The sequence below is a fragment of the Streptomyces sp. NPDC051183 genome, from assembly GCF_040682455.1.
In the GTDB taxonomy this organism is placed as follows: Bacteria; Actinomycetota; Actinomycetes; order Streptomycetales; family Streptomycetaceae; genus Streptomyces.
Map to the genome: position 1 here is coordinate 1 of NZ_JBFBBA010000002.1, position 24,035 is coordinate 24,035.

The following is a 24,035-nucleotide window of genomic DNA, read 5'->3' on the forward strand; positions in this document are numbered from 1 at the left end:
GGAACCTCATCCACCGAAGTGGACGGGGTATCAACTTCTGGCGTTGATTTTTGGCACGCTGTTGAGTTCTCAAGGAACGGACGCTTCCTTCGTACCGACCCTCTCGGGCTTTCCTCCGGGCGCTTCCTTCGTTCTTGCGTTTCCGACTCTATCAGACTCTTTCGTGTCCGATTCCCGGTCGAAGCGGGTTTCGCTTTCCGGGTTTCCGCTTTCGCGTTTCCCTTTCCGGCGAGTCCGACTCTATCAGAAGTTTTCCACCGGATTTCCCGGCTTCGAATTCTTGAATGAAGAGTCGAGTGTGCCCAATTGGAATTCAATTCCTGGGGCGAGAGAGACTTTAAACCATCGCTGCCGAACTTGTCCAGTTCGAGGCAACCGTTCGAATCTACCTCCCCGCTGCGACCGTGTCAACAGTCTTCGCGGGACGACGAGGAGACTAGCAGCTCAGCAGGCTTGTACGCACATCAAGCCGCGGTCGGCAGGGCCGCCGTACGGTCCGCCGCCTCGACGTCGCCGACCTCGCCCTCGCGGGAGGCGCGGCCGCCCAGGACGTAGACGTAGAGCAGGAAGGCGGCCTCGGCGGCGACGCCGATGGCGATGCGGGCCCAGGTCGGCAGGCCGGAGGGGGTGACGAAGCCTTCGATCAGGCCGGAGACGAAGAGGACCGCCGCCAGGCCGATGGCCATGCCGAGGGCGGCGCGGCCTTGTTCCGCCAGGGCCGCGCGGCGGGTGCGGGGGCCGGGGTCGATGACCGTCCAGCCCAGGCGCAGGCCCGTACCCGCCGCGACGAAGACGGCCGTCAGTTCGAGGAGGCCGTGCGGGAGGATCAGGCCGAGGAAGACGTCGAGGCGGTCGGCGGAGGCCATCAGGCCGATGCCGACACCGAGGTTGACCATGTTCAGGAACAGGATCCAGAGCACCGGCAGCCCCAGGAAGGCGCCCAGCACCAGGCACATCGCGGCGGCCTGGGCGTTGTTCGTCCAGACCTGGGCGGCGAAGGAGGCTGCCGGGTGGCTGGAGTAGTACGTCTCGTACTCACCACCGGGCTTCGTCATCGCCTTCAGGTCCTCGGGGGCCGCGATGGCACCCTGGACCTCGGGGTGGGTGGCGATCCACCAGCCGATGAGCACGCCTATCGCCGTGGAGAGCAGCGCGGTCGGTATCCACCAGCGCCGGCTTCGGTACACGGCCGCCGGGAAGCCGGCGGTGAAGAACCGGGCCGCGTCGCGCCAGCCGCCCCGGCGGACGCCCGTCACCGTGGCGCGGGCGCGGGCGACGAGCTGGGTCAGGCGGCCCGTGAGCATCGGGTCGGGGGTGCTCGACTGGATGAGGGAGAGGTGGGTGGAGGTCCGCTGGTAGAGCGCGACGAGTTCGTCGGCCTCGGCTCCCGTGAGCTTGCGGCCGCGGCCCAGGAGCTGCTCCAGCCGGTCCCATTCCGCCCGGTGGGCCGCCACGAAGACGTCGAGATCCATGTGGTTGGCGCTCCCCTGCCCCTGGTCCGCTGCCGGTCCCCTGATTTTTCCTGCTTCTTCTGTGGTCAGCTTGGCAGACTGGATGCCAAAGGGGCGGGTCAGGTCACGTGAAGGGTGTGCATCGGTGAGCGATCTGGTGACGGGGGACGCGGTCGTCCTGGGGCTGCGGCCGGCGAGGCTGCCGAGCCGGGCCCTGGCGGTGCTGCTCGACCTGGCCGTGTACCTCACCGGGTACCTGCTCGTCTCGATCGGGCTGACCTTCGCCGTCGCCTCGCTGGACGGCGCCGCGCGCGCGGCGGTGCAGGTGGCGATGTTCGTCCTGGTGCTCGTCGGCGTACCGATCGCGGTGGAGACCCTGAGCCACGGGCGGTCGCTGGGCAAGCTCGCCTGCGGACTGCGGGTGGTGCGGGACGACGGCGGGCCGATCCGGTTCCGGCATGCGCTGGTGCGCGGGGCCATGGGAGCGGTCGAGCTGCTGGGTACGTTCGGTGCCGTGGCCTGCATCGCCTCGCTGGTCTCGGCGCGCGGGCGGCGGCTCGGGGACGTCTTCGCGGGGACCCTCGTCATACGGGAGCGGGTGCCCGGGGCGCGGGTGATGCCGGTTCCGCCTCCGCCTCCGTGGCTGGCCGGGCGGTTCGCCGGGCTGGACCTGTCGGCGGTGCCGGACGGGCTGTGGCTGGCGGTACGGCAGTACCTGACGCGGATGAACCAGCTGGATCCGCAGGTGGGCGCGGCGATGGCGGCGCGGCTCGCGGACGATGTGGTGGCGCGTACGGGGGCGCCGGCGCCGGCCGGGGTGCCGGCGGCCGCGTTCCTGATGGCGGTCGTGCACGAGCGGCAGTCGCGCGACGCGGCCCGGGCCTTCGCCCGTACCGCCGGTGCGGCCGGTGCGGGCGCCCCCGCGGCGAACCCCGCGTACGGGGGGATGCCCGCGATGCCCGCCGTCGCCCCGGCGGCGGTACCCGTCGCTCCCGTCGCCCCGGCGGCTCCGGTGTACGTGGCGCCCGTGGAGCCGCCCGCGCGCGGGACGGGTTTCGCTCCGCCCGCCTAGACGCGCCTAGACGGCCCCGTCCTCGAAGGAGGACGGCGGGGTCTCCAGGTGTTCGAGCTCGATGCCCGGGGCCGAGAGGACCACGTCCCCGGCGAGGTGGACGGTGTGGACCTCGCCCGTGTCCAGTGCGCTGACCTGGTACTCGTCCACCACGAGCGGGCCGCTGTCGGTGGGGTGCTCCTCGCGGCGCAGCAGGGCCCAGGCCTGGTCGACGGTGCGGGGGGCCAGCACGGGTTCGGTGAGGGCGACGAGCCGGACGCGGGTGGCGGGGGCGCCCGGGGTCAGGCGGAGCAGCCGCGCCGTGGCGACGAGGAAGGCCGGCGAGGTGCCGGTGAAGCCCGGGGCCTGGACGTTGCCCTCGGTGGCCTCGGTGCCGGCGGGGTCGGTGCGTACCCAGGTGACGCCGTCGATGGCGGCGCCGCGGACCTGCCAGCTCGACGCGTTGAGTTCCAGGCGGATGGGGCGGCCGAGTTCGTCGACGGCCAGGTCGACTGAGCCGCGGTGGTCGCCGTTCGGGGCGGTCAGCTGGGAGACGTAGCGCCAGCCGCTCGGGCCCGGGGCGCAGTGGAAGTGCTCTTCGCCGAGGGGGGTGTGGTCGTGCGGGTCGTGGAGCGAGTAGCGGCCGCGGGGCATGGGGTCCGGTCCTTGCGTGCGTGCTTACGGGGCAGGCCCCCGGCAGGTGCCGGGGGCCTGGCTCAGCGCTGTGGATCCTCGGGGATCAGTAGCGGTAGTGGTCCGGCTTGTACGGGCCCTCGACCTTGACGCCGATGTAGTCGGCCTGCTCCGGGCGCAGGGTGGTGAGCTTGACGCCCAGCGCGTCGAGGTGCAGGCGGGCGACCTTCTCGTCGAGGTGCTTGGGGAGCACGTAGACGTCGGTCGGGTATTCGGACGGCTTCGTGAAGAGCTCGATCTGGGCCAGGGTCTGGTCCGCGAAGGAGTTCGACATCACGAAGGACGGGTGGCCGGTCGCGTTGCCGAGGTTCAGCAGGCGGCCCTCGGAGAGGACGATGAGGACCTTGCCGTCGGGGAACTTCCAGGTGTGGACCTGGGGCTTGACCTCGTCCTTGACGATGCCCTCGATCTTGGCGAGGCCGGCCATGTCGATCTCGTTGTCGAAGTGGCCGATGTTGCCCACGATGGCCTGGTGCTTCATCTTGGCCATGTCGGCGGCCATGATGATGTCCTTGTTGCCGGTCGTGGTGATGAAGATGTCGGCGGTCTCGACGACGTCCTGGAGCGTGGCGACCTGGTAGCCGTCCATCGCCGCCTGGAGGGCGCAGATCGGGTCGATCTCGGTGACGATGACGCGCGCGCCCTGGCCGCGGAGGGACTCGGCGCAGCCCTTGCCGACGTCGCCGTAGCCGCAGACGACCGCGACCTTGCCGCCGATGAGGACGTCGGTGGCGCGGTTGATGCCGTCGATCAGGGAGTGGCGGCAGCCGTACTTGTTGTCGAACTTCGACTTGGTGACGGCGTCGTTCACGTTGATCGCCGGGAAGAGCAGCGAGCCCTCGTCCATCATCTCGTAGAGGCGGTGGACACCGGTGGTGGTCTCCTCGGTCACGCCGCGGATCTCGGACGCGAGCTGCGTCCACTTCTGCGGGGTCTCACCGAGGGTGCGGTTCAGCAGCGTGAGGATGTGGCCGTACTCCTCGGAGTCCGCCGTGGAGGGGTCCGGGGCCGAGCCGACCTTCTCGAACTCGACGCCCTTGTGGACGAGGAGGGTGGCGTCGCCACCGTCGTCGAGGATCATGTTCGGGCCGCCGGTGGGGGTGTTCGGCCAGGTCAGCGCCTGCTCCGTGCACCACCAGTACTCCTCCAGCGTCTCGCCCTTCCAGGCGAAGACGGGAACGCCCTGCGGGTTGTCCGCGGTGCCGTTCGGGCCGACGGCGATGGCGGCGGCCGCGTGGTCCTGGGTGGAGAAGATGTTGCAGGAGGCCCAGCGGACGTCGGCGCCGAGGGCGACGAGCGTCTCGATGAGGACGGCGGTCTGCACGGTCATGTGCAGGGAGCCGGTGATGCGGGCGCCGGCCAGGGGCTGCGCGGCCGCGTACTCCCGGCGGATCGACATCAGGCCCGGCATCTCGTGCTCGGCCAGGGTGATCTCCTTGCGGCCGAAGGCGGCAAGGCTAAGGTCTGCGACCTTGAAGTCCATGGGTGCTGCTCCTCATGGTTCGAGAGGGTGGGTACGGCTGAGCCGTGCATGGGCCCCGGCGAAGTCTGCCCGGGCGATCCTGCACCACGCGCTCAGTCCGTCGGGGGCCCTCTCTCCCCTCGGCCGGTCACGAGGACCGCCCGACCGCCATCAGCAGCGACGCCTGACACTGATGACGAATCTACACCGATCGGCGGAGCGTGCCCCAGTCGGCGGAAGGGCAAGTCGCATCTCGAAGTCAGGCCGTCCAGCGGCACACATCAGGGCCTTTCGGACTTTTGATCCACCGCTTACGTGTAGCAGGATGCCGTTGGATCGGGTCGAATGCGCGATCCCGCAGGACGAAGGCGTGAGGAGATTCCAGTGACGAGTCCGGCAGACCCTCCCGGTGGCGGAAGCACGAGCGGGGACAAGCCCGTGAAGCTGGTCGCCGTAACCGCGTGTCCCACGGGCATCGCGCACACCTACATGGCCGCGGAGAAGCTCCAGCAGGCCGCCGACCGGCTCGGGGTCGGGATGAAGGTGGAGACGCAGGGCTCCATCGGGGCCGAGAACGTGCTCACTGACAACGATGTCAGGGAGGCGGACGCGGTCATCATCGCCGCCGACAAGGAAGTCGACCGCGAGCGCTTCGCCGGCAAGCGGGTCCTGGCCACGGGCGTCGCGGACGGCATCCACAAGCCGGAGGAGCTGATCGAGCGCGCGCAGAGCGCGCCCGTGCAGGCCGGTACGGCCGCCGCCGCGGGCGGCGGCGGGGGCGCCGGCGGCGGCAGGGAGCGCAGCCAGGCCTACAAGGCGCTGATGAACGGCGTCTCGTACATGATCCCGTTCGTGGTGGTCGGCGGTCTGCTGCTGGCCGTGTCCATCGCGCTCGGCGGGCACACCACGCCGAAGGGCATCGAGTTCGACAAGGACTCGTTCTGGTTCTACGTCAATTCCCTCGGCGGGCTCGGCTTCAAGCTGATGCTGCCGATCTTCTCCGGGTACATCGCCTACGCGCTCGGTGACCGGCCCGCGCTGGTGCCCGGCATGATCGGCGGTTTCCTGGCAGCGGACGCCGTCAGCATCTACGGGGCGGATGCGAACGCCGGCTTCCTCGGCGCCATCGCGACGGGCTTCCTCGCCGGCTATCTGGTGATCTGGATCAAGAAGGTCAAGGTCCCGAAGTTCGTCATGCCGATCATGCCGATCATCGTGATCCCGGTGTTGTCGACCTTGGCGCTCGGCCTCTTCTACATCTACGTCATCGGCCAGCCCATCTCCTGGGTCTTCACGCACCTGACCAGCTGGCTGAACGGGATGACCGGCTCCAGCGCGATCGTGCTCGGCGCCATCATCGGCCTGATGATCGCCTTCGACATGGGCGGTCCGGTCAACAAGACCGCGTTCCTCGTCGCCGTGGGCCTCATCGGCACCAACAACCACGTGATGGGCATGGCCGCCGCGGCCATCCCGGTCATGCCCCTCGGCCAGGGCCTGGCCACGCTGCTGCGCCGCAAGCTGTACAGCGAGCAGGAGCGGGAGACCGGCATCGCCGCGCTGTTCATGGGCTTCTTCGGCATCTCCGAAGGTGCCATTCCGTTCGCCGCCGCCCGGCCGGCCCAGGTCATCCCGGCGAACATGCTCGGCGGCGCCGTGGCCGGCGCCGTCGCGGGCCTCGCCGGGGTCGAGAACTCCGTACCGCACGGCGGTCCGATCGTGGCGCTGTTCGGCGCGATCAGCGGGGTCGCGATGTTCTTCGTCGCCATGGCGATCGGTGTGGCCGTCACGGCGCTCACCACCAACGCGCTCATCGAGATCAAGCTGCGCAGGAACGGCACGGCGGCTCCCGCCGTGCCGGACGCCCCGGTACGCGAGCCCGTGCTCGCCGGGGCCGGTGCCGCGGCCGGTGGCGCCGCCGGTACCGCGGCGGCCGCCCAGGCGGCTCCGGCCGCGGCCGCCGCCCCGGCCGCCGCTCCCTCCGGGGATCCGGAGGTGCTGTCCGGGTACCTGACCGCGCAGACCGTGAAGACCGAGCTGGCCTCGGACTCCAAGGAGGCGGCGATCCGCGAGATGGCGCAGATGCTGGCCGGCACCGGCAACGTCCGGGACGTGGACGAGCTCGTACGGGTCGCCCTCGCCCGGGAGGCGCAGGGCACGACCGGCCTCGGCGAGTCGATCGCGATCCCGCACGCCAAGACGGACGCGGTGTCCCGCCCGACCGTGGGCTTCGCCCGCTCCGACGAGGGCATCGAGTGGGGCGCCCTGGACGGGACGAAGGCCCGGCTGATCTTCATGATCTCGGTGCCGGAGGCCGCGGCGGGCGACGAGCACCTGCGGATCCTGGCGCTGCTCTCGCGCAAGCTCATGGACACCGGCTTCCGGGACCGGCTGCAGGCCGCACCGGACGAGCGGGCGATCCTGGAGGTCCTGCGCGAGATCCAGTAGACCGAAGAGGTCCGGCGGTGGGGCCGGAAGGCCCCCCGCGTACCGGTCCTGACCCGTCGGGTCCCGTGCCTCACCGGTGCGGGACCCGTCGTCGTCCGCCCTTCGGGAGGGTCCGGGAGGCGTCGACCGTGTCCGAATCGAAACCCGTGGGGACGGCCGGAGCGGGGCCCGGCGGCAATGACGGGGCGGAGATCGACCTACGATGCAAGGCAGGTACATCGGAAGGGACGAAATGGAACACAGGTCAGGACGCAGACGCGGGATCGCGGCGATCGTCCTGCTGGTGCTCGGAGCGGTCTTGCTCGTGGGTGTGACGGTGGCGAAGGCTGTGGCCCCGCCGGTCCGCTACACCGAGAGCAAGCACGTCGGCTTCACGATGGCGCCTACGTACAAGAACGGCGAGACGATCTACCTGGAGCCGGTGGGCAAGGGCAAGCTCAAGCGCGGGGACATCGTCCTCGCGAAGGTGCCGTGGTCCCCGGAGAAGTACCAGATGAACCGGGTCGTCGCGGTCGGTGGCGACCAGATCCAGTACAAGATGGGCAAGCGCACCGCGCAGAACCTGCTCCTCAACGGCAAGCCGTACGACGAGGCCTACCTGGAGGAGTGGAAGTACCCGTCCACTGTGGTCTTCGACGTGACGGTCCCCAAGGGACAGCTGTTCCTGATGGCCGACAACCGGCTCAACTCCGACGGCTCCCAGTTCGCGAACAACGGCCCCGTACCGGCCGGCAACGTGGCCTGGAAGGTCGTCGCGCTGCCGATGGCCATGCTCGCCCTGTGGGCGCAGCTGGCCGGCGCGGTGATCCTCGTCATGGGCGGTGCGCTCGCGTACGTGGCGCGCAAGGCGCGCAAGCGGGGTGACGAGCGGGTCGCCGCCAAGGCCGCGGCGAAGGCCGCGAAGGCGGCTGCCGCCAAGGCCGCCGCCGATGCGGCCGCGGCGCAGGAGGCCGGAGCTCCGGTGGAGACGGGGACGGAGGCCGCTCAGGGCGCTCCGGCGGCCCCGGAGGCGTCCGAGGCCCCCCAGGCCCCGGCGGCGCAGTCCTAGCCCCTCTGACAGCGGTACGAAGGTACGACCGTACGAGACATGGCGAAGGCCCCCGCAGCGAGTGCTGCGGGGGCCTTCGGCTTGCGCCGTTGCGCCCTGGCGCCGTAGCGCCCTGGCGCGGTGCCGCCGTCAGGCCTTGCCCGCCGCGCGGGTGGCGTCGTAGATGTCCGGCTCCAGGTAGATGACCCGGGCGATCGGGACGGCCTCGCGGATGCGGGCCTCGGCGGCGTTGATGGCGTTCGCCACCTCGGTCGCGGTGTCGTCGTGCTGGACGGCGATCTTGGCGGCGACCAGCAGTTCCTCGGGGCCGAGGTGCAGGGTGCGCATGTGGATCACGCCGGTGACGGTGTCCCCGTCGACGACCGCGGCCTTGATCTTCTCGACCTCGTCGGTGCCCGCGGCCTCGCCGAGCAGCAGGGACTTGGTCTCCGCGGCCAGGATGATCGCGATGGCGATCAGCAGGACGCCGATGCACAGGGTGCCGATGCCGTCCCACACGCCGTCGCCGGTCAGCAGGGCGATGCCGACGCCGCCGAGGGCCAGGACCAGGCCGACGAGCGCGCCGAGGTCCTCCAGCAGGACCACGGGCAGCTCGGGGGCCTTGGCCCGCTTGATGAACTGGCCCCACGACAGCGAGCCGCGGATCTCGTTCGACTCCTTGATCGCCGTGCGGAAGGAGAAGGACTCCGCGATGATCGCGAAGACGAGGACGCCCACCGGCCAGTACCAGTGCTCGATCTCGTGCGGGTCCTTGATCTTGGCGTAGCCCTCGTAGATCGCGAACATGCCACCGACCGAGAACAGCACGATGGAGACGAGGAAGGCGTAGATGTAGCGCTCACGCCCGTACCCGAAGGGGTGCTGCGGTGTCGCCTCTCGCTGTGCCTTCTTGCCGCCGAGGAGCAGCAGCCCCTGGTTCCCCGAATCGGCCAGCGAGTGGACGCTTTCCGCGAGCATCGACGAGGAGCCGCTGAAGAGGAATGCCACGAATTTGGCTACAGCGATGGCGAGGTTGGCGGCGAGTGCCGCCACGATCGCCTTGGTACCGCCCGACGCGCTCATGGATGCGGGGTGTCCTTCCTAGCCACTGACTACCGGCCGCACATTGTTGCAGCCGCCGGTACGGACGCTACGTCAGACCACCACGGTGGCACGGAAGACGACGCCGGTTCCCGACAGTTCGGCCGTTTCGCCCGCCGGTACGAACACCGACTCGCCCGGCACCAGGGTCAGTTCGCCCGCCTTGGGGGATCCGGCGGTGCACAGCAGGATCTGCGGGGCCGCGTCCGGGAGCGTCTGGGGGGCGCCGCCGGGGGCCAGGACGAAGCGGGAGAGCCGGAATTCGTCGATGGGGGTCTCGTAGACCTCCTCGCCGCCGCCCTCGGGACGCAGGATGCCGGGCTCGCTGGGCTCGAAGATGACGACCTTGAGCAGCTCCGGCACGTCGACGTGCTTGGGGGTGAGCCCGCAGCGCAGCACGTTGTCGGAGTTGGCCATGAGCTCGACGCCGAGGCCGTCGATGTAGGCGTGCGGGATGCCGGCGCCGAGGAACATGGCCTCGCCGGGCTGGAGCCGGACGTGGTTGAGCAGCATGGCGGCGATCACGCCCGGGTCGCCGGGGTAGTCGTGGACGAGCCCCGCGTACGGCGCGTACGGGCCGCCGAGCCGTTCGGCGGCGGCCGCGGCCTCGGTGACCGTACGGGCCATCTCGGCGCGGTCCGCAGTCAGTACGGCGGTGAGCACCTCGCGCAGCGCCGCCTCTTCGGGGTGGGCGCGCAGCAGGTCGGCGTACGGCTTGAGGGAGTCGACGCCGAGGCCTTCGAGCAGTTCGGCGGCCTCCAGCGGCCGGCGGAAGCCGCACAGGCCGTCGAAGGGCGTGAGCGCGCAGATCAGTTCGGGCTTGTGGTTGGCGTCCTTGTAGTTGCGGTGGCCCGCGTCGATCGGGACGCCCCGGCTCTCCTCGTCGGCGAAGCCGGCCTCGGCCTGGGCCAGGTCGGGGTGGACCTGGAGGGAGAGCGGGGCGCCGGCGGCGAGGAGCTTGAGGAGGAAGGGCAGCCTGGGGCCGAACTTGGCGACGGCGGCCGCTCCGAGCTCGCCCTCGGGGTCGGCCGCGATGGCGTCCGCGAGGGTGCTCGTCCCGGCCCCGCGTTCGAGGCGGGAGGGCGCGCCGGGGTGGGCGCCCATCCACATCTCGGCCTGGGGCTCACCCGTGGGCTCGACGCCGAGGAGGGCCGGGATCGCGGTGGTGGATCCCCAGGCGTAGGGGCGGATCGTGTTCGTCAGGCGGTCCATCGTGGTCTTCCTGGATCTGGAGCTGGAAGCGGGGCGGGCACGGGTGGGTGCCTCAGCTGTGTCCCCTGGAAGCCAGCGCCAGGTAGGCGGTGGCGAAGTCGGTGACGGCGAGGAGTTCGGCGAGCTGTTCGAGCTCCGTGCCCTCCTCGGGTTCGAGCTCGCTGATGGCCGTGTCGTGGCTGAGGGCGAGCTCGCGGGCGGCGGGGGCGGCGGTCAGGCCGCCGGCCGGCCGGTCGCGCAGCAGGACGACGCGGGCGCGCAGGGCCTGGGGCTCCTCGACGCGGTCGCGGAAGAAGTCGTCGGGGTCGGCGCCCGCGGCGAAGGACCCGGCGAGCAGGACCCCGTGGGCGGGCAGCGCCTCGGGGAGCTCGGAGGCGAGCGCGGGGCGGCCGGCGAGTTCGGCGAGGGTGGCGGCGAAGCGGCGGCCGGCCGGGCCCGCGGCTGCGCCCTCGCTCCAGATGAGCGGGAGGGAGTCGGCGAGCTCGGAGGCGAGGGTCTTGGCGGGGTTGGAGTACGTGGCGATGGCGGGGCCGCAGCGCTCGGCGGTGCGGTCGAGCCGGTCGGCGACGAGTTGCAGGGTGCCGGGGGCCGCGGTGATCAGGCCGACCTTGTCGAGGAGGACCAGCAGCGGGGTCAGCAGCGCCCACAGCGCGCCGGGTCCGGCCGCGGCGGACTCGTCGTACTCCTGGTACGGGGCCTTGGCCATCGGTACGAGGAGCCCGTGCGCGCCGTCCACGGCCTCGCTCAGGGGCGAGCGCTCGGGCGCGACGGCGACGACCGTGCAGCCGCGCCGGTAGGCCTGCTCGGCGAGGACGGCGAGGCCGGGCTCGGTGCCGTCGGTGGTGGCGATGAGCAGCAGGTCCACGGGGCCGGCCCAGCCGGGCAGCGCCCAGCGCAGTGCCCCGGCGGCTTGCGCGACACCGGTGGGGCGCAGCCGGGTGACGGGGGCGGAGGCTCCCGCGAGGGCGCCCAGCAGGTCGGCGACGCCGGTGGCGGCGGTGCCGGGGCCGGCGATGAGCACGGCGCGGGGGCGGCCGTCGGGGCGCAGGTCCCCGAGGCCGGCCTCGGCGGCGTGCCGGGCGGCGGTGCGGACTCTGGCCCCGGCCTCGGCGGCGCCGCGGAGCAGGCCGCGGCGGTCGGCGCGGGCCAGGTCCTCCGGTGCGTCGAGGAGCGACTCGTCGAGCATGGCGGCCTCCGGCGGTGTGGACGGCGTGGGCGGTCTGCGCGGCTGGTTCGGGCGCGGGCTGGTTCGGGCGCGGCCGGGTCGGGCGCGGCTGGTTCGGGCGCGCCCGGGTCGGCTACGCGGGGCGGCGGGCCTCGTCCACGAGGAGGACCGGGATGCCGTCGCGGACCGGGTAGGCGAGCCCGCAGTCCGCGGTGCCGGTGCAGATCAGCTCGGGTGCGGTCTCGTCGGCCGACTTGTCCTCAAGGGGCGAGTGGCAGGCGGGGCAGGCGAGGATCTCCAGGAGGCCGGCTTCGAGCGGCATGGGGCGGGTTCCCTTCGGGGATGTGGATCGGGCGAGGTCAGCGTACCGCCGTGTCACCTCCGGTGTGGTGCGATGGGTTCCGGGGTGGCGCCGGCGGGCGGCGTGCCGTGGCCGCGGGTGCGGGTGCGCCGCGGGAGATCCCGGCTCCGCCGGGTACCGGGGCTCCGCCCCGGACCCCGCGCCTCGAACGCCGGCGGGGCTGGATCTGGCTGATGCCGCCGGATTGCGCCCGGCGGGGCCGGTTTGGCCTGCGCCGCCGGACTCCCGGCAGGGCAGGTTCTGGCCCGCGCAGCCGGATTGCGCCCGGCGGGGCCGGAGGGGCCCCGCCGGGGTTGTGTCAGGCGCGGACGAGGGCGAGGACCTCGTCGCGGATCTTGTCGAGGGTCGCCTGGTCGCGGGCCTCGACGTTGAGGCGCAGCAGCGGCTCGGTGTTCGAGGGGCGCAGGTTGAACCACCAGTCGGCGGTGGTCACCGTCAGGCCGTCGAGCTCGTCGACGGTGACGCCGTCCTGGTAGCCGTACGTCTCCTTGACCAGGGCGGTCCGGCCGGCCTGGTCGGCGACGGTGGAGTTGATCTCGCCCGAGCCGACGTAGCGGTCGTAGGAGGAGACCAGGTCGGACAGGGTGCCGTCCTGGCCGCCGAGGGCCGCCAGGACGTGGAGCGCGGCGAGCATGCCGGTGTCCGCGTTCCAGAAGTCCTTGAAGTAGTAGTGCGCGGAGTGCTCGCCGCCGAAGATGGCGCCGGACTTGGCCATCTCCTCCTTGATGAAGGAGTGGCCGACGCGGGTGCGGACCGGGGTGCCGCCGTTCTCCTTGACGACCTCCGGGACGGACCAGGAGGTGATCAGGTTGTGGATCACGGTGCCGCTGCCGCCGTTGCGGGCCAGCTCGCGGGCCGCGACCAGGGCGGTGATGGCGGACGGGGAGACGCCCTCGCCGCGCTCGTCGACGACGAAGCAGCGGTCGGCGTCGCCGTCGAAGGCGAGGCCGAGGTCGGCGCCCTCGGCCTTCACGCGGGCCTGGAGGTCCACGATGTTCTTCGGGTCGAGGGGGTTGGCCTCGTGGTTCGGGAAGGTCCCGTCCAGCTCGAAGTACATGGGTACGAGGTCCAGCGGGAGGCCCTCGAAGACGGTGGGGACGGTGTGGCCGCCCATGCCGTTGCCCGCGTCGACGACGACCTTCAGCGGGCGGATGGCGGTGAGGTCCACCAGGCCCTTGAGGTGCTCGGCGTACCCGACGAGGGTGTCCTGCTCCGTGATGGTGCCCGGGACGGTGCCGGCGGGGATCGCCGGGGCGCCCTCGTCGGTCCACTTCTCGGCGAGCTCGCGGATGGTGGAGAGGCCGGTGTCCTGGCCGACCGGGGCGGCGCCCGCGCGGCAGAGCTTGATGCCGTTGTACTGGGCCGGGTTGTGCGAGGCGGTGAACATCGCGCCGGGCAGGTCCAGCTTGCCGGAGGCGTAGTACAGCTGGTCGGTGGAGCACAGTCCGATCAGGGTGACGTCGACGCCGCGGGCGGCGGCGCCGCGGGCGAAGGCGCCCGACAGGCCCGGCGAGGAGGGGCGCATGTCGTGGCCGACGACGATGGCCGTGGCTCCGGTGACCTCGACGAACGCGGCACCGAAGAGCTCGGCCAGGGGCTCGTCCCACTCGTCCGGTACGACGCCTCGTACGTCGTATGCCTTGACGATGTTCGAAAGATCTGCGGCCACTGCCTGCCCTCCTGAGGTTCTGTGCGGTGGAGCAAACCTACCTGGTGCGGAGAGCGGCTTTTCAGACGATCAGAGTGTCAGGAGTCGGGCGAACGCAGTACGCGCAGGTGTCCGCGACGTGTCTCGCCCGTGGCCGGGGCGGTGGGCCGGGCGCCGCCGGCCTCGGCCGCGCGGTCCGGCGGACGGGCCGCCTCGCGCACGGCGTTGGCCAGGGCTTCGAGGTCGTCGCCGGTGGGGCGGGAGGGCGCGGAGCCGTCGGTGAGGCGTACGACGTCCCAGCCGCGCGGGGCCGTCAGGCGCTCCGAGTGCTCGGCGCACAGGTCATAGCAGTGGGGTTCGGCATAGGTGGCGAGCGGGCCGAGAACTGCGGTCGAATCGGCGTAGACGTACGTCAGTGTCGCGACGGCAGGGCGGCCGCACGCGGTGCGCGAACAGCGACGTACAAGGCTCACGACGTTGGACGGTACCGCACTCTTGACCGGGCCGCGACGACTCTCCCGCAGGTCACTCCCCCGTGTCGTCGTCCCGGTGGGGTACGGGTCGTGCCCGGGTCCGGTGCGCGGAGTCCGGAAAGCCGCCGAACCTTGGCCGAATCGTTCCGCGTACGACATCGGACCGTGGCCGGGGCGAGGGCCGGAGCGCGGATGCCGCCGCGGGCTACGCTGCGGGGGTGACGGACAGCCAGCTGCCTCCCCTCCCCGCCGACCCCGCCGCCGGGCCCCCCGCCGAGCCGCGGGTGCGCCGCCGCGACCGGCACGGGCGCGGGATGCGCGGGCCCGTGGCGCCCCCGCAGGTGCCGCTGTCGGCGAGCCGGGCCGAGCTCTTCGGCGACCTCGTACGGGATTCCGTGGAGCGGCTGGAGCGGCACTGGCCGCAGCTGGCCGAGGTGGAGTTCCTGGTCGGGGACGTGCCGGGCCCTCCGGGCGGGCCGGACGCCGGCTGGAACGACGAGGCGGTGCCGCTGGGCGCGCTGTCGGAGCCGCTGGACGGGCGGCCGGCCCGGATCGTGGTGTTCCGCCGGCCCGTGGAGATCCGTGCGAAGTCGCGGGACGAGAGGGCGCTGCTGATCCACGAGATCGTGGTGGAGCAGGTGGCGGAGCTGCTGGGGCTGTCCCCGGAGACCGTGGACCCGAGGTACGGGCAGGACTGACGCGCCCCCGCCGCCGCCCCCCTGCGTCGAGCCTCGGACGCGGGGACGGGAGCGGGGGCGGGCGGAGCGGGTCAGTCGGTCAGGACCGAGAGGTCCTGGGTCGCCTTGGGGACCGAGACCGTCGAGTGGTCGTCGGACAGGGTCTGCACGGTGAACATCGGGATGCCGTCGCGCGGGATGGTGAGCATCCGGGCCGCGTGGACCGGGCCGCCGGAGAGGGTCTCCACCGTCAGCGCGTACGCGCCCTTGCCGCCGGCCGGGGCCACGGCCACCGTCTGGGTGGTGCCCGCCTTGACGGTGACCTCCTGGGAGGCCGCCTCGCCGCCCTCGGTGCCGGGCGAGGCCGTCACCTTGACCTTCGCGTCGGTGCCGCCCGCCGCCGTCAGGGACAGCACCGTCGCGTTCTCCTCGGTCCGGTTGTCGGCGACGGTGGCCCGGGTGCCCACCGGGGCGGAGGCCTGGACGAAGCCGAGCTCCTGCTTGGCGCCGCTGCCGCGGACCACGCGTACCGCGGCCACGACCGGGATCGCCCGCTTGCCCTCGGCGGGGGTCAGCAGCAGCGAGCCCGGCTCTCCGCGGGTCACGTCCTTGAGGTCGGCGCTCGCGGTCATGCCCGCCTTGATGTGCAGCTGCTCGCTGCCCGCCGGGCTGATGGAGCCGCCCGGGCCGGCGAGCCGGAGGCTGAGGTCGGCGTCCTCGTCGCCGGGCGCGAAGGCGACCAGCCGTACGGAGGTGGCGTCCGCCGGGATCCCCGGCAGCACCAGCGAGCCCGACGGGTCGACGGAGGCGGGCAGCCAGTCGGCGCCGACGCCCTCCTCGGCGGCCTGCGCGGTGGCGCCGACCCGGCCCGCGCGGGTGGTCACGTGGGCGGTGACGTCCGCGATCTGGGCGCCCGGGGCGAGCGAGGAGAGGGAGATGGCCTTGCTGGACCTCGGGTCGATGCGGATGTTCTCGCTGGTGCCCTGGTCGGGCTTGAGGACCCCGTCCGGGCCGAACAGCTTGATGTCCACCACGGCCGCGGTGTCGTCGGGGTTGGTGAGGTGGACGTAGTCCTCGCGCCCCTTGGCGGTGCTCACCCCGGGGAACCAGAAGTCGGTGCCGGGCGCGGTGCAGCTGACGCCGAGCACACCGCGCGCGCGGCCGACCGAGACCACCGTGGTCTGCTGCGCGGTCCAGCCGGGGGCGAGGAACCCGTCGGCGCTCCCGGTGAGCGCGGGCGCCTCGGCGCCGGAGGCCTTGGCGCCGACGGGCTTGCCGGGCTCCTTGAGCTCCAGCACCTGCTTGGCGTCCTTGGTGGCGCCCAGCAGCCGGGCCGAGCCCTGGCCGCCGGCGGCGGCCGCACCCGGGGTGATCGCCGTGTACAGGGTCTCGGCGATGTCGGAGGAGCTGGGCGCCGGGCACACCAGCAGCGACCGCTCCACGGGCATGCGCGCCGCGGCGGCCGGGGCCTTGCCGTCCGTGGCCGCGGCGGCACCGTCGGCGGGCGCGGTGAGGGAGGCGATGCCGGTGACGGCGGCGAGCGCCGCGGCCACGGCGGCGAGCGTCAGGGGTGCGCGCTTCACTGCTGGGGGCTCCCGTCCGGACGCGGGTCGTGCTGTCCGTAGGTGTCGTACGGGTCGTACGGGTGGGGGTACTGCTGCTGGTACGGCTGCTCGTACGGCTGGGGCTGCTGCGGCTGCTGCCCGTACGGCTGGTCCTGGTAGGGCTGGTCCGCGTACGGCTGCTCCGGCGCGGGGTACTGCTCGTAGCCCGGGGCCGGGGGGTACGGCGGCTGCTGGGGCGGCTGGGGCTGGGGCTCCTGCCGGCCGTAGGCGTAGCCGTCCTGGTCCCCGTACGCCTGGTACGCGTACGTCTCCTCCCCGTACGCCGGCTGCGCCGGGATCTGTGCGTACGGGTCGGCGGCGACCGCGGCGGCGGTCTCGGCGGCGGCCGCCTCCGAGGCGGACGCGGCTTCGGACTCGGCGCGCAGGCGGCGGGCGCGGCGGCCCTCCCCGCCTTCGCCCGGTCCGGACCGGGCCGGGACGGCGGCCTCGTCCTCGGGCAGGTCGTCGTCGAGGCGGGCGCTGCGACCGGGCAGGGCCATGACGATCAGCACCAGCGCGAGCAGGCCCTGCGCCCAGTGCCAGGCGGTCCGGGTGAGGGCGTCCTCGTGGACGAGGTCGAGGCGGCCGCCGGCGGCCGGGAGTTCGAAGCCCTGCGCCCATCCGTCGACGGTCTTGGCCTTGAGCGGCTTGCCGTCGAGGGTGGCCTGCCATCCGGGGGCGGCCCGGTCGGCGACGCGCAGGACGCGCCCCGCCTCGCCGGCCGGGATCTTGGTGTGGGCCTCGACGGGGCCGGAGGCGACCGGGATCGGGGCCTCGCCCGGCTTGCCGGAGGCGATCACGACGCGTGCGACCTGGCGGTCCACGCGCCACAGGGCGCTGCCGTCGAGCTGGCTGAGGCGGCTGAGGCCGGGGGTGGCGTCGAGGACCTTGCGCATCTGCTGGGGGGCGCCGTCGCGGACCAGGATGTAGCGGATGGCGAAGCCGCCGAGCTGGTCGGTCTGGTCGGCGCCGGAGCCGGCGACGAGGCTGGAGACGACCTTGTCGAGGCGGGGGTCGCTGCCGGCCTGGGCGGCGAGTTCGGCGTCACCGAGGTGCCCGCCGGAGCCGCGGACCAGGCTGTAGGAGAGCGAGGCGGGCGAGGTGGCGCCGAGGACGAGGGTGCGGGCCTGGTCGCGGGTGCCGCTCTCCTCGGCGACGAAGGCCGGGACCTGGACGGGGTCGCGGCGCTGGAGCGGGCCGTCGGCGCCGTTGAACATCCAGCCGGCCGCGCCGAGCAGCGGGCCGACGGCGGCGGCGAGGCCGATGAGCGCGGCCAGCGGCTGGCGCCAGCCGAAGCTGCTGGCGGCGACGCGGTTCTTGGCTCCGTCGGCCCCGAGGACCGCGGCGGCCAGCAGGGCGAGCCCGTAGACGAGGGTCGCGGGACCGGCCCAGGCGGTGCGGTTGAGGAGGACGGCGAGGACCAGCGTGGCCAGCGCGGTGGCCCAGGCGGTGCGGATGGCGAACTGCCGGTCGGAGCGCACCAGGGCGGCCAGCGCGGCGAGGACGATGCCGAGGAGCACCGCTCCGCCTGCGGTGTTGGGCCCGCCGGGGCTGATCCCGAGGAGGTCCAGGGCGGTGGCGGAGCCGGTGCCGTAGGGCAGTCCGGCCTCGTGCAGGAAGCGGCCGGGGTGCGTGAGCAGGCTCAGCGACCAGGGGGCGAGCACGAGGAGCGGGACGGCGAGGGTGGCCAGGAGCCGCAGCCCGTACGCCTTCCAGCGCGCCCGGCGCATGACGAGCGCGGCGGTCCCCAGCACGGCGGCGAGCGGCCACACCACGGGGGTGAAGGCGGTGGCCAGCGTCAGCAGGAGGGTGTAGGTCCAGGTCGCGCGCCAGCTGCCGGTGGTCTCGGAGTCGGCGAACCCGAAGGCCGCGACGGCGGAGCGGGCGATGAGCGGGAGCAGGATCGCGAGGACGGCGGTGCCGAGGCGGCCGCCGGCGAGGGCTCCGGTGACGGCGGGGAGGAAGGCGTAGGCGATGGCGGCCCAGCCGCGCAGCAGCCGGGACTCGACGAGCGGCCGGGAGGCGAAGTAGGCGGCGAGTCCGGCGAGCGGGACCGAGCAGACGAGCAGCAGGGTCAGGGCGGTGGCGGTGGAGCCGAACAGCAGGGTGGAGAACGCCCCTAGGACGGCGAGGTAGGGGGGTGCGCCGGTGGTGGAGCCGGTGCCGACGGGCTGCCAGTCGCCGGTGTAGCGGCGCCAGAGGTCGAGTCCGCTGTCGGGGGCGGGCAGCAGGGCGCCGCCCATGAGGGAGCCGCCGCCGAGCAGGGAGCGGCAGGCGATCAGGGAGACGAGCAGGAGGAGCGCGAAGAGGACGGGCGCGGGCTTGCGCGCGATCCGCTTGAGGCGCGCGAACTGTTCGATCTCCAGGAAGTCGGCGTCGTCCCCGCCCGGGCCGGACTCGACGGCGCCGCCGTGGCGGCCGGCGGCGGCCTCGGTGTCGCGGTCGGCGCCGAAGTAGCCGGCGAGCTGTTCGACGTTGGCGCGCAGGGTGGCGCCGGGCGGCGGGAAGAGCGGGCGCAGTTCCTTGGCGGGGACGGCGGGGCGGCGGCGCGCCTTGCGGGCGGCCAGGATGCGGCCGGGTCTCAGGAGGGTGGCGAGGAGGCCGGTGATCTCGTCGACGGCCTGGCCGGGGGCCTTGCCGACGAGGTAGGCGAGGGTGCGCAGCACGGTGCCGACGAGGACGCGCAGCAGGACGTACGGGAGCGCGCGGCCGGAGCTGTTGGCGAGCATCGTGTAGACGGCGCCGGCCTTGTCCACGCGGTGCGGGCTGGCGGTGGTGCGGCCCGCGCAGTCGACGGTGCGGCGTTCGCGGGCGGAGGCCTCGGCGTGGCGCAGGACGGCGTCGGGGGCGATGAGGACGCTGTGGCCGGCGCTCTGGGCGCGCCAGCAGAGGTCGACGTCGTCGCGCATGAGGGGCAGTCGGCGGTCGAAGCCGCCGAGGGCGTCGTACACGTCGCGGCGCACGAGCATGCCGGCGGTGGAGACGGAGAGGACGGGGTGGACCTGGTCGTGCTGGCCCTGGTCCTGTTCGCGGCGGTCGAGGCCGGTCCAGCGGCGGCCGCTGCGGGCGATGGTGACGCCGACTTCGAGGAGCTGCTTCTTGTCGTACCAGCCGCGCAGCTTGGGGCCGATGACGGCGGCGTCGGGGTTCTCCTCGGCGACGCGCAGCAGTTCGGCGAGGGCGTCGGGCTCGGGGGCGCAGTCGTCGTGGAGCAGCCAGAGCCACTGGACGGGTTCGCCGTGGGGCAGCTCGGGGAGGTCGTAGTTGTCGTCGCGCCAGGTGCGGCTGACGGGGTCCCAGCCGGAGGGGCGCTTGAGGTACGGGAGGTCCTCGGGCGTGAGGGTGCCGGCGGTGCGGGCGGCCTCGTCGACGGCGGCGCCGAAGCCGGTGCGGCGGGCGAGGTGCAGGACGCGGTCGTCGCCCAGGGCCTCGCCCAGCAGGCGCGCGGAGTCGTCGGCGCTGCCGGTGTCGGCGGCGATGTGGCTCTGGGCGGGGCGTTCCTGGCCCAGGAGGCCGGCGAGCGTCCGGGGCAGCCAGCGGGCGCCGTCATGGGCGACGAGCACCGCGGTGACGACGTGCCGGGGGAACTCTGGTGTGGCGGCAGCCTGGTAGGAGGCCGTCGACTGGCTGTGCAGGGACATCGCGGTACGGGCCCTCCGGCCGGGGGGTCCGGGGGTGGTGTGCCCTCGGAGGCTGCTGGACAGCGCCCCACACTAACGGCTGGGAACACAGCGGTCCGCCTCCAGCGGGGAAGGTGCAGGAGGCGGACCGTTTGCTCAGCTCGTTGCGGTGCTTGCCGTGGTGCTCGTGCGGTGTGCGCCGTGCTGTCGGCTATGCCGTGCGCGGCGGTTGATATGTCATGGGATGTGCCGTGGGCGCCGGGAAGCGAGCGCCGGGGCAGTTTCAGACCGCTGCCTTCTTCAGGCGACGGCGCTCGCGCTCGGACAGGCCGCCCCAGATGCCGAACCGCTCATCGTTGGCGAGGGCGTACTCCAGGCATTCGGAGCGGACTTCACAGGCCAGGCAGACCTTCTTGGCCTCGCGGGTGGAGCCGCCCTTCTCGGGAAAGAAGGACTCGGGGTCGGTCTGGGCGCACAGTGCGCGCTCCTGCCATCCGAGCTCCTCGTCCGCCTCCTCGACCAGCAGTTCCTGAAACAGCTCGGTCATGTGCGCCCCTCGCTCTGTCTGTGCGTCCCCGTGGTGTTGCCGTTACTGATCGCCAGGTAACGACACGAGTGAAATTACAAGTGGGGGGCTCCGGCGCAGTCAAGCCGAGATCTGCTATTGGGCCCCTTATTCACTCTGCGGAACCAAGCCTATGCAGAAAGTGTTCATATCGCCAAAAATCGTGACACATGCCATAGACATCGCAAGGGCCACTCCCTCTCCAGTAGTCGACGCGTCACTCTGTGGTGGGGTTCCGATCCGGCCGAAGAAGCGGTGTGGATCACATTTCGGCCACGGTGTGGCGACGACCGGTTTGGAAGCGCCCCCAATGCGGTGACCGCGGCGGCTTGGAGCGCCACATCCCCTGGCGCGGACTGCACAAACCTTTCTCCGCACACACTAACCGGATGAGGTGAAACTTTTGGACCAAATCGGACATTGGGTTGACAGTCCCCACCCCGACCCGCTCTCCTTGTTGCCATGTCAGTGACCTCAGCCGCCTCCCGGACCCCCATTCGTGGGTTCCTGTGGGCTGCCCAGGTTCGCTGTTGCTGTTGCGGCTGTTGATGCCTTCGGAGCTTCGGCTCCCCAGAGCTCCGGCCCGCCCCCACAGCAACCGCCAGCACCACTGACATCCGTCGAGGACTCCCCCACGATGAACAGCACCCCCCTCACCGTCGAGAGCGACCTCCAGATCGCCGGCGACATCCTCTCCGTGCAGCACCTCCTGCAGCCCGCCCGCGAACACCCGGCCACCGTCGCCGAGTTCGCCGGCCTCGCCCGCTCCATCGCCGAGAACCGCTCCGAGTGGGAGCACCTCGTCGAATACGACGCCACCACCCGCTGGTACCACCGGCTGCGCACCGGCCCCGGGTACGAGGTCTGGCTGCTCAGCTGGGTCCCCGGCCAGGGCAGCGGCCTGCACGACCACGGCGCCTCCTCCGGAGTGCTGACCGTCCTCGACGGCGAGCTCACCGAGCACGCGGCGAACCCCTCCCGCGGCCCCCTCAACCTGCGCGCCGGCGCCCAGCGCGTCTTCGCCCCCGGTTACGCCCACGAGGTCGTCAACGACAGCCTCGACGGCGCGGTCAGCCTGCACGTGTACTTCCCCGGCCTGACCGAGATGCCGATGCACAACTGCTCCCCGGCCAGGCCGGAGGCCGTCTCCGTCTGACGGCACGCGGCCTGACAGACTGCGCTGCATGCGCATTGTTGTTCTGGCCGGCGGCATCGGCGGCGCCCGTTTCCTCCGCGGACTCCAAGCCGCGGTTCCCGACGCGGACATCACGGTCATCGGCAACACCGGTGACGACATTCACCTGTTCGGGCTGAAGGTGTGCCCCGATCTGGACACGGTGATGTACACCCTCGGCGGTGGCATCAACGAGGACCAGGGCTGGGGCCGCACCGACGAGTCCTTCACCGTCAAGGAGGAACTCGCGGCGTACGGGGTCGGACCCACCTGGTTCGGCCTCGGCGACCGCGACTTCGCCACCCACATCGTCCGTACACAGATGCTCGGCGCGGGCTACCCGCTCAGCGCCGTCACCGAGGCCCTCTGCGACCGCTGGCAGCCCGGGGTCCGGCTGCTGCCCATGTCCGACGACCGGGTCGAGACCCACGTCGCGATCACCGACGCCGGCACCGGCGAGCGCAAGGTCATCCACTTCCAGGAGTACTGGGTCCGGATGCGCGCCTCGGTGGACGCGGAGGCCGTCGTCCCCGTGGGCGCCGAGCAGGCCAAGCCCGCGCCCGGCGTGCTGGAGGCCATCGCGGCCGCCGACGTGATCCTCTTCCCGCCGTCCAACCCCGTGGTCTCGGTCGGCACCATCCTGGCCGTCCCCGGCATCCGGGAGGCCGTCGCCTCCGCGCAGGCGCCCGTGGTCGGCCTCTCCCCCATCGTCGGGGGCGCGCCCGTGCGCGGCATGGCCGACAAGGTGCTCGCCGCGGTGGGCGTCGAGTCCACCGCCGCCGCGGTCGCCCTGCACTACGGCACCGGGCTGCTCGACGGCTGGCTCGTCGACACCGCCGACGCGGCCGCCGTCCCCGAGGTGGAGGCGGCCGGGATCGGCTGCCGGGCGGTGCCGCTGATGATGACCGACCTGGCCGCCACCGCCGACATGGCCCGGGCCGCGCTGGAACTCGCGGAGGCCTCCCGGTGACCGCCCCCGGCGAGCGCGGGGCCTCCGGCGCGCCCGGTCCCTCGTACGAGGTCCGGGCCCTCGGCGGGATCCCCGAGGTCCGACCCGGCGACGACCTGGCGCGCCTGATCGCGGCCGCCGAGCCGGGCCTGCGGGACGGCGACGTCCTGCTGGTCACCTCGAAGATCGTCTCCAAGGCGGAGGGCCGCATCACCCGGGCCGACTCGCGCGAGGACGCCATAGACGCGGAGACCGTACGGGTGGTCGCGCGGCGCGGAACCCTGCGCATAGTCGAGAACCGCCAGGGCCTGGTGATGGCCGCGGCCGGTGTGGACGCCTCGAACACGGCCCCCGGCACGGTGCTGCTGCTGCCCGAGGACCCGGACGCCTCGGCGCGCGCCATCCGGGCCGGGTTGCGGGAGCTGCTGTCCGTGGACGTCGGGGTCGTGGTGACGGACACCTTCGGGCGGCCGTGGCGCACCGGGCTCACCGACGTCGCGATCGGCTCGGCCGGGGTGCGGGTCCTGGACGACCTGCGCGGCGGTACGGACGCGCACGGCAACCCGCTGAGCGCGACGGTTGTGGCCACCGCCGACGAACTGGCCGGCGCCGGGGACCTGGTCAAGGGCAAGGCCGCCGGCCTGCCGGTGGCGGTGGTGCGCGGGCTGGCCCACGTACTGGGCGAGGGCTCCTCGGCGCGGGACCTGGTCCGCTCGCCGGCCGACGACATGTTCCGCCTCGGCACCTCGGAGGCGGTACGGGAGGCCGTGACGCAGCGCCGTACGGTACGGGCCTTCACCGCCGACCCGGTCGACCCGGGCGCGGTCCGCCGCGCGGTGGCGGCCGCCGTGACGGCCCCGGCCCCGCACCACACGACGCCGTGGCGGTTCGTCCTGCTGGAGTCGGCCGCGGCGCGGCTGGAGCTGCTCGACGCGATGCGGGACGCGTGGATCGAGGACCTGCGGCGGGACGGCAAGTCCCCGGAGTCCATCGCGAAGCGGGTGCGGCGCGGCGACGTCCTGCGGGCCGCCCCGTACCTGGTGGTGCCGTGCCTGGTGACGGACGGCGCGCACGACTACGGGCACGCGCGCCGGGACGCGGCGGAGCGGGAGATGTTCGTGGTCGCGATGGGCGCGGGCGTGCAGAACTTCCTGGTCGCGCTGGCCGGGGAGCGGCTGGGTTCGGCGTGGGTGTCCTCGACGATGTTCTGCCGGGACGTCGTGCGCAAGGTGCTCGGGCTGCCGGACGACTGGGACCCGATGGGGGCGGTGGCCGTGGGACACCCGGCCTCGGCTCCGGCGGAGCGGCCCGCGCGCGAGGCGGAACGGTTCATCGAGGTGCGGTAGCCGGGCCG

19 protein-coding genes are annotated in these 24,035 nt (G+C 72.8%); 7 read left to right on the forward strand and 12 right to left on the reverse strand.

The features are described from left to right. Positions 1 to 464: 464 nt before the first annotated feature. Positions 465 to 1,472, reverse strand: coding sequence for a stage II sporulation protein M (locus tag AB0M99_RS01990; protein ID WP_365916543.1), 1,008 nt, complete (start codon positions 1,470 to 1,472; stop codon positions 465 to 467). A gap of 124 nt (positions 1,473 to 1,596) precedes the next feature. Between AB0M99_RS01990 and AB0M99_RS01995 the strand changes: the two genes are divergently transcribed. Then, the gene (locus AB0M99_RS01995; RefSeq protein WP_365916545.1) at positions 1,597 to 2,523 is read left to right on the forward strand and encodes an RDD family protein; all 927 of its coding nucleotides are present in this window, start codon (positions 1,597 to 1,599) and stop codon (positions 2,521 to 2,523) included. Positions 2,524 to 2,529: 6 nt separating this feature from the next. Here AB0M99_RS01995 and AB0M99_RS02000 read toward each other — a convergent pair whose 3' ends face one another. Further along, entirely contained in the window at positions 2,530 to 3,156 is a 627-nt protein-coding gene (locus AB0M99_RS02000) for a hypothetical protein (protein WP_365916547.1), read from the reverse strand. Between the two features lie 85 nt (positions 3,157 to 3,241). After that, positions 3,242 to 4,678 carry an adenosylhomocysteinase gene (gene ahcY / locus AB0M99_RS02005; protein WP_365916549.1) on the reverse strand — a complete coding sequence of 479 codons (1,437 nt, stop codon included), beginning with the start codon at positions 4,676 to 4,678 and terminating at the stop codon, positions 3,242 to 3,244. Between the two features lie 363 nt (positions 4,679 to 5,041). Between ahcY and AB0M99_RS02010 the strand changes: the two genes are divergently transcribed. Continuing rightward, positions 5,042 to 7,105: a fructose-specific PTS transporter subunit EIIC gene (locus AB0M99_RS02010; RefSeq protein WP_365916551.1), complete on the forward strand. Its 2,064-nt coding sequence runs from the start codon at positions 5,042 to 5,044 to the stop codon at positions 7,103 to 7,105. 232 nt (positions 7,106 to 7,337) lie between these two features. Next, the gene (gene lepB, locus AB0M99_RS02015; protein WP_365916553.1) at positions 7,338 to 8,153 is read left to right on the forward strand and encodes a signal peptidase I; all 816 of its coding nucleotides are present in this window, start codon (positions 7,338 to 7,340) and stop codon (positions 8,151 to 8,153) included. Between the two features lie 129 nt (positions 8,154 to 8,282). Here the strand turns inward: lepB and AB0M99_RS02020 are convergent, their stop codons facing one another. The 6 genes from AB0M99_RS02020 to AB0M99_RS02045 form a co-directional block, all read right to left on the reverse strand. Next, a complete protein-coding gene (locus AB0M99_RS02020; protein ID WP_365916555.1) occupies positions 8,283 to 9,215 on the reverse strand; it encodes a cation diffusion facilitator family transporter in 933 nt (310 codons plus the stop codon). A 72-nt stretch (positions 9,216 to 9,287) separates the two neighbouring features. Further along, on the reverse strand, positions 9,288 to 10,445 hold the full coding sequence (gene manA, locus AB0M99_RS02025) for a mannose-6-phosphate isomerase, class I (protein ID WP_365916557.1): 1,158 nt from the start codon (positions 10,443 to 10,445) through the stop codon (positions 9,288 to 9,290). Positions 10,446 to 10,497: 52 nt separating this feature from the next. Then, a complete protein-coding gene (locus AB0M99_RS02030; RefSeq protein WP_365916559.1) occupies positions 10,498 to 11,631 on the reverse strand; it encodes an SIS domain-containing protein in 1,134 nt (377 codons plus the stop codon). 112 nt (positions 11,632 to 11,743) lie between these two features. Continuing rightward, positions 11,744 to 11,932 (reverse strand): Trm112 family protein, encoded by a 189-nt coding sequence (locus tag AB0M99_RS02035; protein WP_365916561.1) that lies wholly within the window; start codon positions 11,930 to 11,932, stop codon positions 11,744 to 11,746. A 337-nt stretch (positions 11,933 to 12,269) separates the two neighbouring features. Further along, positions 12,270 to 13,640 carry a phosphomannomutase/phosphoglucomutase gene (locus tag AB0M99_RS02040; RefSeq protein ID WP_365916563.1) on the reverse strand — a complete coding sequence of 457 codons (1,371 nt, stop codon included), beginning with the start codon at positions 13,638 to 13,640 and terminating at the stop codon, positions 12,270 to 12,272. Positions 13,641 to 13,717: 77 nt separating this feature from the next. Then, positions 13,718 to 14,092: a DUF3499 domain-containing protein gene (locus AB0M99_RS02045; protein ID WP_365916565.1), complete on the reverse strand. Its 375-nt coding sequence runs from the start codon at positions 14,090 to 14,092 to the stop codon at positions 13,718 to 13,720. 314 nt (positions 14,093 to 14,406) lie between these two features. Between AB0M99_RS02045 and AB0M99_RS02050 the strand changes: the two genes are divergently transcribed. Next, positions 14,407 to 14,790, forward strand: coding sequence for a metallopeptidase family protein (locus AB0M99_RS02050; protein ID WP_365916894.1), 384 nt, complete (start codon positions 14,407 to 14,409; stop codon positions 14,788 to 14,790). Positions 14,791 to 14,861: 71 nt separating this feature from the next. Here AB0M99_RS02050 and AB0M99_RS02055 read toward each other — a convergent pair whose 3' ends face one another. From AB0M99_RS02055 to AB0M99_RS02065, 3 genes are all read right to left on the reverse strand, one after another. Continuing rightward, complete coding sequence (locus AB0M99_RS02055; RefSeq protein ID WP_365916567.1) at positions 14,862 to 16,352, reverse strand: DUF5719 family protein; 1,491 nt, start codon at positions 16,350 to 16,352, stop codon at positions 14,862 to 14,864. Then, positions 16,349 to 20,014, reverse strand: coding sequence for a glycosyltransferase family 2 protein (locus AB0M99_RS02060; protein ID WP_365916569.1), 3,666 nt, complete (start codon positions 20,012 to 20,014; stop codon positions 16,349 to 16,351). The genes AB0M99_RS02055 and AB0M99_RS02060 overlap by 4 nt, the downstream gene beginning before the upstream one ends. 262 nt (positions 20,015 to 20,276) lie before the next feature. After that, the gene (locus AB0M99_RS02065; RefSeq protein ID WP_003983763.1) at positions 20,277 to 20,540 is read right to left on the reverse strand and encodes a WhiB family transcriptional regulator; all 264 of its coding nucleotides are present in this window, start codon (positions 20,538 to 20,540) and stop codon (positions 20,277 to 20,279) included. 655 nt (positions 20,541 to 21,195) lie between these two features. On the opposite strand from AB0M99_RS02065, the gene AB0M99_RS02070 reads away from it, so the two are divergent. From AB0M99_RS02070 to AB0M99_RS02080, 3 genes are read left to right on the forward strand one after another with little or no spacing between them, the layout of a single operon-like run. Beyond that, a complete protein-coding gene (locus AB0M99_RS02070; protein WP_365916571.1) occupies positions 21,196 to 21,714 on the forward strand; it encodes a cysteine dioxygenase family protein in 519 nt (172 codons plus the stop codon). Positions 21,715 to 21,742: 28 nt separating this feature from the next. Next, positions 21,743 to 22,702: a 2-phospho-L-lactate transferase gene (gene cofD / locus AB0M99_RS02075; RefSeq protein WP_365916573.1), complete on the forward strand. Its 960-nt coding sequence runs from the start codon at positions 21,743 to 21,745 to the stop codon at positions 22,700 to 22,702. Beyond that, the gene (locus tag AB0M99_RS02080; RefSeq protein WP_365916575.1) at positions 22,699 to 24,027 is read left to right on the forward strand and encodes a coenzyme F420-0:L-glutamate ligase; all 1,329 of its coding nucleotides are present in this window, start codon (positions 22,699 to 22,701) and stop codon (positions 24,025 to 24,027) included. The genes cofD and AB0M99_RS02080 overlap by 4 nt, the downstream gene beginning before the upstream one ends. Positions 24,028 to 24,035 lie beyond the last annotated feature (8 nt).